General features: G+C 32.8%; 17 protein-coding genes. 11 read left to right on the top strand and 6 right to left on the bottom strand.

The annotated features are described in order from the left end of the window. The first annotated feature begins 560 nt into the window (after positions 1-560). The 4 genes from EJ01_RS09810 to hisB all read left to right on the top strand — a co-directional run bounded on the left by EJ01_RS09810 (position 561) and on the right by hisB (position 3,898). Positions 561-2,150 carry a flippase gene (locus tag EJ01_RS09810; protein WP_048081913.1) on the top strand — a complete coding sequence of 530 codons (1,590 nt, stop codon included), beginning with the start codon at positions 561-563 and terminating at the stop codon, positions 2,148-2,150. Positions 2,151-2,226: 76 nt separating this feature from the next. After that, positions 2,227-2,928 (top strand): TOBE domain-containing protein, encoded by a 702-nt coding sequence (locus tag EJ01_RS09805; protein WP_048081912.1) that lies wholly within the window; start codon positions 2,227-2,229, stop codon positions 2,926-2,928. Between the two features lie 63 nt (positions 2,929-2,991). Next, positions 2,992-3,291 carry a 4Fe-4S dicluster domain-containing protein gene (locus EJ01_RS09800; protein WP_245611192.1) on the top strand — a complete coding sequence of 100 codons (300 nt, stop codon included), beginning with the start codon at positions 2,992-2,994 and terminating at the stop codon, positions 3,289-3,291. A gap of 25 nt (positions 3,292-3,316) precedes the next feature. Then, positions 3,317-3,898: an imidazoleglycerol-phosphate dehydratase HisB gene (gene hisB / locus EJ01_RS09795; protein WP_048081911.1), complete on the top strand. Its 582-nt coding sequence runs from the start codon at positions 3,317-3,319 to the stop codon at positions 3,896-3,898. Between the two features lie 210 nt (positions 3,899-4,108). Here hisB and EJ01_RS09790 read toward each other — a convergent pair whose 3' ends face one another. After that, the gene (locus EJ01_RS09790; RefSeq protein WP_048081910.1) at positions 4,109-4,582 is read right to left on the bottom strand and encodes a hypothetical protein; all 474 of its coding nucleotides are present in this window, start codon (positions 4,580-4,582) and stop codon (positions 4,109-4,111) included. 297 nt (positions 4,583-4,879) lie between these two features. Between EJ01_RS09790 and EJ01_RS09785 the strand changes: the two genes are divergently transcribed. The 6 genes from EJ01_RS09785 to EJ01_RS09760 all read left to right on the top strand — a co-directional run bounded on the left by EJ01_RS09785 (position 4,880) and on the right by EJ01_RS09760 (position 8,304). Beyond that, on the top strand, positions 4,880-5,389 hold the full coding sequence (locus EJ01_RS09785) for a nitroreductase family protein (protein WP_048081909.1): 510 nt from the start codon (positions 4,880-4,882) through the stop codon (positions 5,387-5,389). Between the two features lie 152 nt (positions 5,390-5,541). Next, entirely contained in the window at positions 5,542-5,835 is a 294-nt protein-coding gene (locus EJ01_RS09780) for an ArsR/SmtB family transcription factor (protein ID WP_048081908.1), read from the top strand. 23 nt (positions 5,836-5,858) lie between these two features. Then, on the top strand, positions 5,859-6,185 hold the full coding sequence (locus EJ01_RS09775; RefSeq protein WP_048081907.1) for a hypothetical protein: 327 nt from the start codon (positions 5,859-5,861) through the stop codon (positions 6,183-6,185). A 193-nt stretch (positions 6,186-6,378) separates the two neighbouring features. Next, positions 6,379-6,948, top strand: coding sequence for an undecaprenyl-diphosphatase (locus EJ01_RS09770; RefSeq protein WP_048081906.1), 570 nt, complete (start codon positions 6,379-6,381; stop codon positions 6,946-6,948). A 138-nt stretch (positions 6,949-7,086) separates the two neighbouring features. Continuing rightward, a complete protein-coding gene (locus EJ01_RS09765) occupies positions 7,087-7,641 on the top strand; it encodes a phosphatase PAP2 family protein (RefSeq protein WP_245611191.1) in 555 nt (184 codons plus the stop codon). Between the two features lie 54 nt (positions 7,642-7,695). After that, entirely contained in the window at positions 7,696-8,304 is a 609-nt protein-coding gene (locus EJ01_RS09760; RefSeq protein WP_048081904.1) for a DedA family protein, read from the top strand. A 32-nt stretch (positions 8,305-8,336) separates the two neighbouring features. On the opposite strand, the gene EJ01_RS09755 is transcribed toward EJ01_RS09760, so the two are convergent. From EJ01_RS09755 to EJ01_RS09740, 4 genes are all read right to left on the bottom strand, one after another. After that, positions 8,337-9,215: a BPL-N domain-containing protein gene (locus EJ01_RS09755; protein ID WP_052376041.1), complete on the bottom strand. Its 879-nt coding sequence runs from the start codon at positions 9,213-9,215 to the stop codon at positions 8,337-8,339. A 224-nt stretch (positions 9,216-9,439) separates the two neighbouring features. Then, positions 9,440-10,648, bottom strand: a complete 1,209-nt coding sequence (locus tag EJ01_RS09750; RefSeq protein ID WP_048081903.1) for an HD domain-containing protein — start codon at positions 10,646-10,648, stop codon at positions 9,440-9,442. A 211-nt stretch (positions 10,649-10,859) separates the two neighbouring features. Beyond that, positions 10,860-11,405 carry a TetR/AcrR family transcriptional regulator gene (locus EJ01_RS16535; RefSeq protein ID WP_052376039.1) on the bottom strand — a complete coding sequence of 182 codons (546 nt, stop codon included), beginning with the start codon at positions 11,403-11,405 and terminating at the stop codon, positions 10,860-10,862. A gap of 218 nt (positions 11,406-11,623) precedes the next feature. Then, complete coding sequence (locus tag EJ01_RS09740; protein WP_048081902.1) at positions 11,624-12,172, bottom strand: TetR/AcrR family transcriptional regulator; 549 nt, start codon at positions 12,170-12,172, stop codon at positions 11,624-11,626. Positions 12,173-12,415: 243 nt separating this feature from the next. On the opposite strand from EJ01_RS09740, the gene EJ01_RS09735 reads away from it, so the two are divergent. Further along, a complete protein-coding gene (locus EJ01_RS09735) occupies positions 12,416-13,024 on the top strand; it encodes a TMEM175 family protein (protein WP_048081901.1) in 609 nt (202 codons plus the stop codon). Positions 13,025-13,138: 114 nt separating this feature from the next. Here EJ01_RS09735 and EJ01_RS09730 read toward each other — a convergent pair whose 3' ends face one another. Further along, entirely contained in the window at positions 13,139-13,969 is an 831-nt protein-coding gene (locus tag EJ01_RS09730; RefSeq protein ID WP_048081900.1) for a F420-dependent methylenetetrahydromethanopterin dehydrogenase, read from the bottom strand. Positions 13,970-14,312 lie beyond the last annotated feature (343 nt).

Below are 14,312 nucleotides of genomic sequence, written 5' to 3'. Positions count from 1 at the left end.
CCGTATTAACAGTAGATAATACAGTAAAAACAATACTAAATAAAAAAACTAAAGTTATCATCTTATTTACATATCTATAAGTTATTCGCGTTTTAATCCCCTTCACCTCCAAAATTTTTGATTTTGGGGTTACAAAATTCTCTGAATTTTGATAATATAAATTTATATCCCAAATATTGCTTTGTAAATTATTACAAATCAAAATTATTGTAATTAAATTATTATTTAAAAGTTCCTATTTTATTGCCCTGTTTTTAAGGAGTTTTTTGTTGCAATATTCAAACATTTGGAATATTTAAGGATAAAAATCCAATAATATATTATAATACACTCAAAAGAGCTAAAATAATTGTATTATAAAGTTAATAAGCATTAAATAAACCATTAAATACTCTTAATTCCATATTAAATAAATGAATTTATATTAAAAAAAGGCATATTCCTATTATCTGGCAAACGATGTGACAATCTTTATAAATGATACTGGGCAATTAGAAAACCTAGATGCTAATTTTTCTAAAAAATCAACACTTTTATAGGTAATTATTTTTGGTGAGTTAATGGAAGAATCAGATGTAAGTCCACGTGAAAACCCAAGTGAGAGCTCAAATGGAAGTTCAAAGATACTCAGAGGAAGTTTTTTAATGATGGTCAGCTACCTGTTCTTTAGAGTGGGCGGTTACCTTTATAGATTCATATTGAGCAGAATGCTTGGACCTGAAGGATATGGATTAGTAAGCCTTACAACACCCTTCCAGGGCATATTCCAGGTATTATCCGCAGGAGGTTTTCCTCCAGCAATTTCTAAATTTGTAGCGCAACATAATGCTGTCGATGAAAAAGACATGGCGAGACAGGTTATTTTAACTTCCCTTAAATTTATGATGGTGGCAGGGACTCTTTTTGGTATTCTCATATTCTTTTCTGCAGACTGGATAGCAAATTTCTATTTCCAGAAACCCGCCATGGTTTATCCACTTCAAGCCGTTGCACTTATAACTCCATTCAGCGTTATAGTTGGAGCTTTAAGGGGTGCATTCCAGGGTGTTTATAAGATGGAGCTTGTTGTAGCCAGTCGTGCGGTAGAACAGGTATTTATGATAGGTATGGCTGTTACATTTGTTTCCATTGGTTTTTATGCAGCAGGAGCAGTTCTTGGAACCGCTTTTGGGTTCATAGCTTCTGCTATAGTTTCCATTATACTCCTTAAGAAATATGTATGGGTACTCTTCCCAAAACCAGTCAATAAAATTAGTTTTAAAGACGAATTAGTGCTTTTAAAAACACTTTTAGTCTTTTCAATACCTGTAGCTATAACTGCGCTTTCAGAAATGGCCATATATGATGTAGGACCTCTTGTTATAGGTAGATATTTACCTGCACAGGATGCAGGGTATTATACAACTGCAGATCCTATTGCAAGGCTTCCCCTCATAATTTCTCTTTCAGTGGCAGCTGTGATACTCCCTGCAGCTTCTGAAGCTGCGAGTTTAAAGGACAAAGTGCTTCTTGAAAATTATATAACTCAATCATATCGTTATGTGGTACTGTTAGTGCTTCCGCTTTGTGTTGGAATTGCAATATTCGCACAACCTCTTCTCAGCCTGCTATTTGGATCCAATTATATTTTTGGAGCCCCTGCACTAAGCATACTGGTTGTTGGAATGACATTCTACACCCTTTTTATGGTATCATCAAGCATAATACAGGGAATGGGACACCCAAGGCTTCCTATGATTATCCTAATTATAGGAACTGTGCTGAATATCATATTGAATTTCCTTATGGTTCCAAGGTATGGAATTATAGGAGCAGCTGTTGCAACCACCATAGTTGCATTTTCAATAATGGTTGTAATACTATGGAAAACTTGTCATATAACAGAAGTGAAACTACCATATCTTGATTTTGCTAAAATTGGATTTGCATCTGCTATTATGGGGATTCCACTATTACTCTTACCTACAACAGACTATGGACTTTTGGCAGGAATCATAATTGCGCCGATTATATATACAATCATATTTGCACTAATAGGCGGATTTACAAAAAGGGATATACGAGTAGTTAGAAGATACAGTAAAAAATTCGGCCCACTCTCTGGTGCAGTTGAAAAGGTAGTTAAATTTATAGATAGGTTTGTAAAATAATATATAGAAAAAATTAGAAAGAATATACCAAAGTTCATTTCTAACTTGAATTATTATAAAATTATAGGGGCTTTTTATGGACATAGAAGAAAAACCAGAATATAAACTGGAAATGGAAATTTCAATTGGCGGAAAACAGGTATCATTAAACTACAAAAAATTCCTTCTCCTTAAACACATCGATGAACACGGATCCATAATGAAAGCATCCAAAAAAACAGGCATTCCCTACAGGACCGCACTTAAAAACATTGAGATAATGGAAGAAAAACTTGGGTCTTCAATCGTTTCCACCCAAAGAGGTGGAAAAGGAGGAGAAGGCGCAAGCAGCGTTACTGATATAGGTAAACAAATACTATGGGAATATACCAAGCTAACAAGTATCCTTAAAAAGCATTCTGAAGTAAATGAAGTAGAAGGTAAAATTACAGGAATTTACGAAAAGAATAAGGTCATGCATGTGGATATAGAAGGAAAAACCATAGTAGTTCCATTAGACCATGATTTTAATAAGGGAGATAAAGTACTTGTTTTAATAAGTCCCGATGATATTTTTGTAACGTTAGAACCCTATGAATCAAGTGTTAGAAATGTGTTTGAAGGTAAAATAATTGGAATGGAACTTAATAATGAGATGATAAGGCTCACTGTCCAGCTGAACAATGCAAAGCTTTATGTAGACGTTACAGATTATTCCAGAGAAAAACTTGGTTTAACACTTGGAATGGACATATTTATAGGTTTTAAAGCTGCTTCAGCCACTATAGTCAAAATGTAGTCTGTAAATTAAAACTAGAGAATTTTTAAATGGGCAGGATTTAAAAAATACTATTATTAAATAATGCCTGACTGTACGGCACTTCAAAAATCAAGCCTGCAAATTATATTAACTGCAAATTACAATGTAATTAACATGAGGATCGAAGTAGATAAAGAAAAATGCATAGGCTGTGGAAAGTGCAGAGAAGCGTGCCCTAAAGGACCTAAAATATGGAGCATAGGCAAAGATAAAAAGGCAAAAGCTTCGCATTTAGAATACTGTCATGTATGCATTAACTGTGCCTCAAGGTGCCCTGTAGATGCAATACGTGTAATTAGAGATGGTAAAGAAGATGAAGAAGCATTTAAAAAAAGTGAATAAATATCTGTAATAAGAAGGTTCAAAAATGACAGATCGATGCATGAAAATGAGCAGAAAAACATCTGAAACAGACATTGAAATTTCGTTAGATATCGATGGAAATGGAAAATCAGATGTAAGCACAGGAATTGACTTTTTTGATCATATGCTGGACTCTTTTGCAAGACACGGCTTTTTCGACCTTGATATTAAAGCTAAAGGTGATGTAAAAGTAGATGATCACCATACAGTTGAAGATGTGGGAATACTGCTGGGAGAAACATTTGCAGGTGCAATAGGAGATAAAAAAGGGATAAAAAGGATGTCACATGCAATAATCCCCATGGATGATGCCCTGGCAACTGTAGCCGTTGATATAAGCGGAAGAAGTTACAGTGTCTTAAACTTTGAGTTTAAAAATGCAAAAGTTGGAGACTTGAGCACAGAAAACGTTGAACACTTCTTTGAATCCTTTGCAAATTCTGCAAGAATTAATATCAATGCCAAGGTTGAGGGTGAAAACGACCACCATAAAATAGAATCACTCTTTAAGGCATTTTCAAGGGCTTTAAAAGACGCATTACGGATTGAACACGACATAATCCCCAGTACAAAGGGTGTTCTATAATCCTTTAAAAAAATTTTTTATTTTTATTGTTCGGAAAATTAGAAATTTTCCTCAACTTTAAAAATCGAAGCATGCAAAACTTTTGAAAATCATCGATTTTCAATACATCGAAAATTTACAATTTTCGATAGTTCGTAAACATTCTGTTTTCTCAATATTCCAAAAATCAGACTTATTTTCCAAATTAGGGTATAAATAGGATTCAAAGTTTTAAATCCTTCTATCTACTATTTTTTCAGTTACAGCACCTATTTCTGATTTTAATAATTTAAACCGTTTATACTCATCTTTAACGCTTAAAAGATCCTGTTCCATTCCATTTAACTCATAGGAAGAGATTTCTATATCCATCTTGTAGTAATCGGATATCATTACATCTACCTGATGAAGCATCTCATGGATTGCACCGTACTGATACAAAATTGCATCTACTTCTTCATGTAACGAGTCAAGTCTTGATTTTAGTCCTTCTATTGAATTCAGCAGTTCATCGGGAGTTTGAGGTTCGTTCACTATTTCATGGTGTGCTTCCTGTATTGCGGCCATTTCTTCATGTATGTTTTCTATTTTGTGTTTATTGGAGTTTGCAAAAAGCATCATACGAGTGTAATTATCGTATATATGCTCAAAGTCATTTTGGACCAGTTTAAAGCCCCCTTGATTTTTGTATTGATTAAATTTCATTCATTACTTTAGAGCAGTTACTCTCTATTTTTAGAATTCGCAATACAAAAATGTTTCTTTAAGCTCAAAATAACAATATTTGCCAATTAATATAACATCCCTGATAAAATTAAGAAGATGAATTTAACCGTAATTCTTTCATAGAATAAATAAAATAAATAAGAATCATATCAATAACTGTTACTTCCATAATTAAATTATCATAAATGAATAATAATGCTTAATTTTAAAAATATATTAATATTATATGTTTTAAGTACTAAAAATCAAAATTCATGAATAATCGGAGGAATAAAAATGGAATTTTTAGAATTAATTGAAAAACGGTACAGTGTAAGGGCATATAAACCCGACGACATAGAGGATGAAAAATTAAATACAGTACTTGAAGCAGCACGCCTTGCACCTACAGCCGCCAATTATCAACCTTTCCAGATTATAATTATACATACAAAAGGCCATGAAAATGAATTGAACAGGATTTATCCTGCAGGATGGTTCGTTCAGCCGCCCATTATAATAGGCATATGTGCAGTCCGTGATAAAGCCTGGACAAGGAAAGACGGCAAAAACTTTATGGATATAGATGCAACTATCGTTATGGACCATATAATCTTAGCAGCCACTAGTGTAGGCCTTGGAACATGCTGGATTGGCGCATTTGATGCAGCTGCTGCAAAAGAAACTTTAAAACTACCTGAAGGCGTTGAACCTGTTTTATTTACCTCGCTTGGATATCCTGCAGATAAACCCGGTACCAAAGAACGTAAGAATTTATCTGAACTTGTAAGATATGAACACTGGTAACTAGTTTATTTTAAATATTTATACACAATCAAATCCAAATTTTAGACATCAAATAGTAATAGTTAATGTAATGCGTAACAAGCGTGATTTAATATATTGAAGATAATAAATACATAATCTGATTAAATAAAACACAATAAAGGTATGAATGTATGAAGTACATGGAAAAGCTGCTTTGGTGGTTAATAACTGGTAAAAGAGGAGGTATAAACCGTGCCAGAATTATTAAAGCGCTCCATGGTAGGCCTTATAACGCTCATCAGCTTGCAAAGGAACTTGATTTAGATTATAAAACTGTAAGGCACCATCTTAAAATTTTAAAGGAGAATAAAGTAATTAAATCCACTGGAGATTCCTACAGTAAATTATATTTCTTAACTGAAGAAGTAGAACAAAATTATGATATTTTCCAGGAAATCTGGGAGAAAATAACCGAAAAATCATGATACAAATTTAAGGGGTAAAAATAATGGTGGAACTGGTCTTTTTAAACCATATGATAATATATACTGCTATTGCAGTGGGAATTGCAAATGTTTGCTTACTGTCTGGATTAGTTTACTTTTACCTTGAAAGTTACAAGCAATTGAAATCTAAATTCACCACAGGTCTTCTATATTTCTCAACAATTTTACTAATTGAAAATGTTCTTGCAATTCTAGCTCTGGCCATATTCTCAATTTTAGGTGTAGAAATACATGAAATAGGTGGTACCGGAGTATATTTCGTGTTACTTCTTGTCAATATAGCCCAATTAATAGCACTTGCCATTCTATTTAAAATAACATGGGATTAATTTTATTTTAAACTTTTTAGTATTCTGCATCAAATTCATTTTTTTTAGACATTTCTAATCACTATTTTTAAAATTGGATGGTAATGGGTAAAGATTGGGGTGTAACACTGGAATAACTACTTAAATTACGGCCCCATTATGTTAATTTACTGGTTCTTAAAAGTTAAGAATGTTAATAGGGAGTGAATAAGAATTGATTGAACAACTAAACATGGCATTATTCTACATGATAAATCAATATGCAGGACTAAATCCATTTGTAGATACCTTTGCCATATTATCTGCTCAATATACGCCCCTAATATTTGTTATAGCTCTTATTTGTCTTTGGATTAAAAAGGGAACAACAACTAAAAATATTGTCTTATATAGCATATATGCTGCAATTCTGGGACTTATTATAAATTACGTCATAGGACAGTTTTATTTCCACCCAAGACCTTTTATGATACCTATTGGAACCACTTTATTCCATTATCCCGCCGAAACATCTTTCCCTTCAGATCATACTACTTTCATGATTTCCATAGCGTTAATGATGAGTTATTTTAAAGAAACCCGAAAAATAAGCATGATGTTAGTGATTTTAGGGTTAATCGGAGGCTTCTTAAGAGTTTTTGCAGGTGTACATTTCCCGCTGGATATTATAGGATCCTTAGGAGTTTCAATAATAGCATCATTAACAGTTTATTATCTAAAGGACAGTTTAACCTCCTTAAATAGAAAAATTGAAGGAGTGTATTCTAAAATAGCAGGAAGATAAGACTTTTCTGATTATTTATTAAAAAACTCAATACTTATTAAATTATAAAATAAATTAGGAAGATTAAAAATGCATAATATATTATTAAATGGAATATTAAATTATAATACTGCTTTATTTTACTCAATTAATGATGGCATGGATAATTCAATTTTTAACGTTATAATGCCCCTTCTAACTAATTTCGGGAGTTTAATTGCATGGAGTCTGGTTTGTGCACTTATATTCATATTCGGAGGACAATATGGTAAAAAAGTAGCTATACTCGGATTATTAGCACTATTTTTAAGTTCTACTGCTGTACTTGTTTTAAAATATGTCATTGCAGAACCAAGACCATTTTTAGTTTTAAATCACGTGCATCTCCTAACCACTGAAAATGATTATTCATTCCCATCTGGCCATGCTGCAGCTTCATTTGCAGCGGCTGTTGCCATCGGTAAAAAGTATAGTTTTATTATTAAGAGAAAATCATATAAGTTAATCTATCCGCTACTGGCATTTGCAGCAGCAATAGGATTCTCAAGAGTGTATATCGGGGTCCACTATCCGCTGGATGTGATTTCTGGAGCGATCATTGGAACAGTATTTGCACTGGCAGTTGTACGATTTGAAAATCAAATTTCGAATTTTATTGGTTTGGAGAGAATTCTAAATATCAATATCGCTGGAAAACTCAAAGATATAATTTAAATCATTTTCAATTCATATTCAGTATTTTTAAGTTAATTTAGGGAGAAAAATTACATGACAAGTATAATTGAATTGGTAAGTAATTTTGCAATTAATATAATAAGCAGTTTAGGTTACTGGGGTGTTTTCATTGGAATGACAGTTGAAAGCGCGTGTATTCCCCTTCCAAGTGAAGTAATAATGCCCTTTGCAGGATTTGCAGTATCAGAAGGGAAAATGACGCTTCTAGGGATAACCATTGCTGGAACTCTAGGTAACCTGTTAGGCGGTTTAATCACTTACTTTATTGGGCTAAAAGAAGGAAGACCCCTCCTTGAAAAATACGGGAAATATATACTTATAAGTCACAGCAAACTTGACCGGGCCGATCACTGGTTTGAAAAATATGGTCACGAAGCCGTTCTGATTGGCCGTATGCTGCCCGTAATAAGGACATTTATATCCCTACCTGCAGGAATTGCCCGAATGGATCTTAAAAAGTTCACAATCTATACTCTTCTTGGATCATTGCCCTGGACCTTTGCTTTAGGTTATATTGGAGTTCAATTAGGCCCTCACTGGGAACTAATTAAAGGTTATTTCCATGTACTGGATATAATTGTAGCAATAGGCATAGTAGGAGTTTTAACTTACTTAATTTACAAATATAAAAAAAACAGATAAACAGATTATCAATAATTAAAAACCTATCTAAATTAAATTTTTTTAGCGGCCCACAAGATCATACGGGCTAGCATTTCTGGTTTAGTTGGAGAAAGCTCAGGATGAGGTCCGCTGAGTACAATCCTTCCTGATCCATGTGTATCAGTGGCAATTGCAGCATAGTTTTGGTAACCTGTTTCATTAGCAACATACACAGCCAGAGAATCATTAGAACCATCTGTTTTATACATTGCAGGACCATTCCAGTGGTACATTGTTACACTATCCCCGAAATTCAAAAAACTAGAGGTTTTTTGACCCCCAAAATTTTTCAAATTTTGCGAGTTCAGAATAATTCCCCCACTCGAGGTCATTGAAATCGGTAAATTGCCCACATAATCTACAGGCTTAGAATTTATATCCTGTGCAATTCCCCATCCATCATAATCCCCATCAACATGTTTAGATGCTGCATAAGCACCTGCACATATTCCAACATAGCCTTTGCCATTTTTAACAAAATTTTTCAGGTCTTCAGCATTAATTTCAGGATTGTTAATATAAGTTATTCCAAGGCCTCCAGGCATGATTAGAATGTCATAGCCGGGCAAAGTTTGCGAATTAATTTCTTCTATTGTTGAATAATTGGAATATACATTCAAATCAATATTTTCACCATTTACATAATCTAAACAATCTTTTATCCCATCCACACTGCCAGGAATTACTCCTTCCCCATCATAAATTAAAACATTTACTGTTACTGGAGTTGAAGCATATGCTTGCTCATTTAAAGAGTTACCCGTGTGTTTTCCAATATTCAATGAATTACCGTTAATTACAGTCATGGATGTTAGTCCAATCAACGTAAATGAGATCAGTGATACAACTGTTAAAATATTTCTATCACCTAAATATCTGCCTATTTTCATTAGCTTCCAGATTATGTATCTGAGCTTATAAATGTTTTGAAAATAAGGATATTTAACATGTTATTACATATTTAAAGAAATTTAAGTAGTGATTATCCGCTAAAAAGAGAATTTAAAAAGCATTTAATGTCAAACTGAATGATAGTTTTAAAAATATATAGAAACTTGAATAGAATTAAGAACCAATCCAATTGTAGCAGCAAAGTTATATGTTCTAATTAAGACTACCATTTTTTCTTATAGAAATAATTGAATATCCTGCCAAAATCTGTTCCAGAGATTACCTTATTTTTATACACACCAAAGATATTTTCTCTACCTTCTTCAAGGTATCTTGAAGTTATCCCATATTCTATAGAGAGGTTAGTCTCAATAAATGCGGCAAGCTTGTCACATGCCCTTATTAATTCCCCATCAAGTGGAGAATATTCATTTATATTGTACTTTTTATTCATTTCCTTAAATTTAATTCCTTTTTGAGGCACGCCTTCTTTTTTTATCTTATTTTCAAATTCATCTTCAGTAAAGTATTTCATTTCGTCGTGCCATGTTTTAGGAAGTAAAGGGAGTACTTCTTCTTTCATGCGCTCATTTTCGTAATCTTTGATTATATCTTCTAAACCTGCGGCGCTTTTTATTGGGGAAATGATATCCCTGGTGGATACCTCCGGCAAATCATGGAATAAACCTGCAAAGAAATTATTATAAACTCTTCTCTCACAAGGATCACTTTCCATTTTAATAGTGCATAAATAAGCGGTTATGGCCACTATCAGCATGTGCCCCAGAACTGAAGTTTCTGGTACTCGAGGGGAATGTGCCCACCTTTTCTGGAAACGCAGCTGACCGCAGAGGTCTACAAATCCATAGGATTTTTTCCCAAGCAGAATTTTTTGAACACCGATTAAATCATAGTGATCTTCAATTTGATTTTCTATATTCTCCTTTGTCTTTTCTATTCCGTAAATAAAAGGAGCTGAGTGATATATGATCTTAAATTCCCAGTTTGTAGCCAGATAATGTGCAGCACGGAGTATTCTTCTCTCAAGGGTATTTTCATCCTGCATAAAATAACTTTCAAATTTATGTTTGAATTTTTCATCATTTAAATAGTTAAAATCTTCTTTAAGCTCAGTTAAAACATGATTATTTAATTCCTGGCGTCTTTCTGCCATCATTCTATGAAAAACTGGAGGCTTGATATCTGTTAAAACTAGCCGGTAAAGGAACTCAAAAATAAAGCTTTCTATAAGGTTTAACCAGTTAACATGGCCTTTACCTTTCCTATCTTCTTCAATTTTAGCGATAACATACGCTATCACCATCTTATGGGCCTGTTTATCAAGTTCTGTTAATTCAACTGGCCGTATATGGTCATTCCATCGCTGCATGCTTGCAGCCTCAAAAAATCTTTCAATCAGCTTTTCTATCATGAATTCACCATTTATCCTATTAAAAAATGTAGTTAGATAAGATTATACATGTATTATTTATTAATTTGTTTATTTAACTGTATTTGAAATGATTAAATAATAAAATAGGCTTGATAAAATAAAAGTTAATGCCTTTTTAATCGTTGAAAAGGATAGTAATCACTATTTAACTACAGCATTAAAGGTTTAGGATAAAAAAAGGAAATTTGAATTATTGAACACACTTAATAGAATTATTTATAAAATTCTCTATTACTTCTTCTTGATTGAATATAGTACGCCCCTTATGCTTTTCAATACAAATAATGTAGGTAAATCCTGCTATTGTAAGAGCAAATGCCTCTGGATCTATGTTGCTGTTTCCAATATTTTTTTCAATATATTCTGCAGATTCCCTGAAAAATTCAGACAGAGATTGTTCAAATTCCCCCGTGCCATCGTTAATAACTAAAAAGAATACTTCAAAATTTTCTTCAACTGATTCTACATAATTTCTGATGAAAGTTTCTAAAAATTCACCATTGCTATTGAATTTTTTGTTTATAAGTATTGATTCAAGGTCTTTTTTCATTTTTTCAAGATTTTGAGATATAATCGTGTCAAAAAGATTTTTTTTAGTTTTAAATTTTCTAAATAGTGTTAATTCACTAACACCTGCTTCTTCTGCTATAACTCTGGTAGTAGCCCCAGTATAACCCTTTTCTGCAAATAAATTTAGAGCAGCCTCTAAAATTTTTTGTTCAGTTTCACCTGTCATAAATAACCACTGTAAAATCTATTCCAATTATTTGATTAAAAAAAACCATCATATTACCTATTATATCTGTTTAAATCTTTATTTAAAGATTTTGCTTGGTTAATTTTAAAATATAAAGTTGTTACCACCAGCAAATAATATATTACAATATTTGCAAGTACTAACTAATATTTAATGTGATTTAAAAGCACTAATTAAAGTGAAATAAATAATAAAATTCAACTTATATTACAACACTTTACAGAGTGATCTATAAACTCATTAATTGCTTTATCACAATCAAAAAAGTTGCGCCGGTTTTTATCAAAAACAACGAAGTATACAAATGAGAAAATGTTTAAAGCAAACACCTGAGAGTCAGTATACTTCTCTGGAGAAACTCTTTCTATGTACTGGCTTATGTGGCTTATAATCTCCATCAATATATCCCCTGCAATTTGACGTTTACTATAAACTAGAATATGGACAAATTCAAAGTTATTTTCAGTTAAGGCAGCTAAATTTTTTATTAATGTTTCTAAAAACCATTTATTGTCTTCAAATCCCTTATCAACCAGCATTGAATCCAATTCTTCCAGTATATCTTCTCTATTTTTAATTAAAACAGAGTTAAAAAGATTTTCCTTGGTTTCAAACTTTCGAAATAAAGTTAGCTCGCTGAATCCAGATTCTTGTGCTATAACTCGAGTAGTAGCACCTTTAAATCCTTCTTCCGAGAATATTTTTAAGGCAGCATCTAAAATTTTCTGCTCAGTCTTATCAGTCATGGAGTAATACCCTCTAAGATTGTTTTATTAACTGAAAGGAAGTCCTATCTTACTTATTATATTTGCATAAGTTATTATTTAATAGTTTTGTTATTTGACTGTCAAATAGTTTGAGAAATTTATCATGGACTGAAAACTTTTCAATATAACTAAAAAATAGAATTATATTGTGCTATTTTTAAACCTAGACTATAGGAAGTATAAAATATAAAATAATATTCATCACAAGTATAGATGATTTTAATGGCTTTAAAAAGATCTAAAATTAACATTACAATTCCAAAAAACCGATTAGAAACTCTTGTAGATGGAATATTTGCAATTGCAATGACACTGCTCGTTTTAAGTATTGAAATACCTTCTGTTCGCTTCCATTCAGCAGCAGACTTCCAGATTTATATTATATCCCTACTGCCCAAACTATTAATTTATTTCCTCAGTTTCGTTCTCCTCGGCATTTTCTGGATGAATCATCACATATTCTTTGTAATTAAACGTGCCAACAGTACTATTCTATGGATTAATATAATATGGCTCATGTTTATCGCATTGGTACCCTTCAGTACGTCGCTGGTAAGCAGCTTTGGGCAATATGAATTCTCACAGATTTTCTTTGATCTGAATATATTCGTTATAGGATTACTATTCTATATCAACTGGAATTATGCTGTTAAAAGAGGTTATATAGCCGAAAAAGCCATTCCATATGATAAACCCATTAAAAAAAGCAATTTGTTCACACCGTTAATCTCATTAATGGCAATTGCACTATCGTTCATAAATCCATATTTAAGCAGCGCTGTATTTTTGCTTATACCTGCTATATATCTATTTTATCTAAAAATAATATGAGTAGCTGTACAAAATGGGTTTAATATCCAAAAATAGTTCAACAGTATCGAATTTAAAACAAGTAACCTAAAAACAGAAAAAATTAAGCAGTCCGAAGACCACTTATAGACTCATTTATTCTGGTTTTTCCATTAAGCAGCATTTAGCGAGAGTTTCGCCTTTTCCACCGTGAGGAGTTCTTACGACGGTGTCGTTAGCTTTTTCAATTTCTCTTGCTTGTGTAGCTAAGTCAGCTGCGACTTTGAGCATTTCGTGAGCAGATGCAACGATTGGTATGTAGTTTTCAGCACCTTTGGTCATGAAACAACCTTCTACGTCGATGTCAGCTACTTTGGTTGCTATTTCGTAAGCAGCCATTGCTTTTGCTTTTGCGTATGGGCTAGCAAATGCAGCAGCTTCTACAGCTTTGTCCCTTGTTATAACAACTTTTGGAAGTTCTATTTCGTTTCCAGCTTCGACTGTAGCTACTGCTTCGTCGATTGTGTTCTGGACAACTCTGTATGCTCCAGTGAGAGCTAATACTTTTATAACATCAGAGTTGAATGAAGCCATTTCGGTTGGGTCGAGGAATTCTCTTCTTGCACCGATCATTGGGTCTGCTTTAACGATAATGTAACCTAATCCCTGTTCGTTCATTTCATCTTTTGCTCTGAGTCCAGGAGCGTCCCCAATTATGATTGCAGGTACGTCTGCTGCAGATAATAATTCTCTTGCTTTAGCAGGGCCTGGTGCACCAGGGTTTGGGCTTATGAATATAACGAAGTCCCTTTCCATTTCGAGCATTAATGGTACAGCTTTTTCAATTTCGTCTGGGTTCATCTTAGCTCCAGAGCCTATTACACAAACGTCTATGTTTGGTCTGTCTGCCCTCTCATCGAGTAATAAATCAAGTACTGGAGAGGTACCTATGTTACCACATTTAATGATTCCTATTTTTACAACCATTATATCACCGGCTGTAGCTATTTAAATAATATAATAAGTACTTTTTGATTTAATTTTGATGATTAAGTTTTTATAGGTGTATTTCCTAACTTAACATTAAAAGGATAATGCAACCACTGATAAATTTTAAGCTTATATCCTTTAAAAGGTCAAACTATACTATTTTCTGCGTATAACTCATTTTAAAGCGTAATTATACTATATTCCTCACTTTATATCATCAATAGGCATTTAAATTTTACCCAGTAAATAGCTATAACTTATAATCATAATATAAATTGACAATATTTGATTTACCTGTTTTTCATAACCCTAAGATAGTCTGATTTTAACTTGATACTGG

The organism is Methanobacterium veterum (genome assembly GCF_000745485.1).
Taxonomy (GTDB): domain Archaea; phylum Methanobacteriota; class Methanobacteria; order Methanobacteriales; family Methanobacteriaceae; genus Methanobacterium_D; species Methanobacterium_D veterum.
Note: the sequence above shows the minus strand (reverse complement) of the source record. Positions and strands in the feature narration are given on the sequence as shown.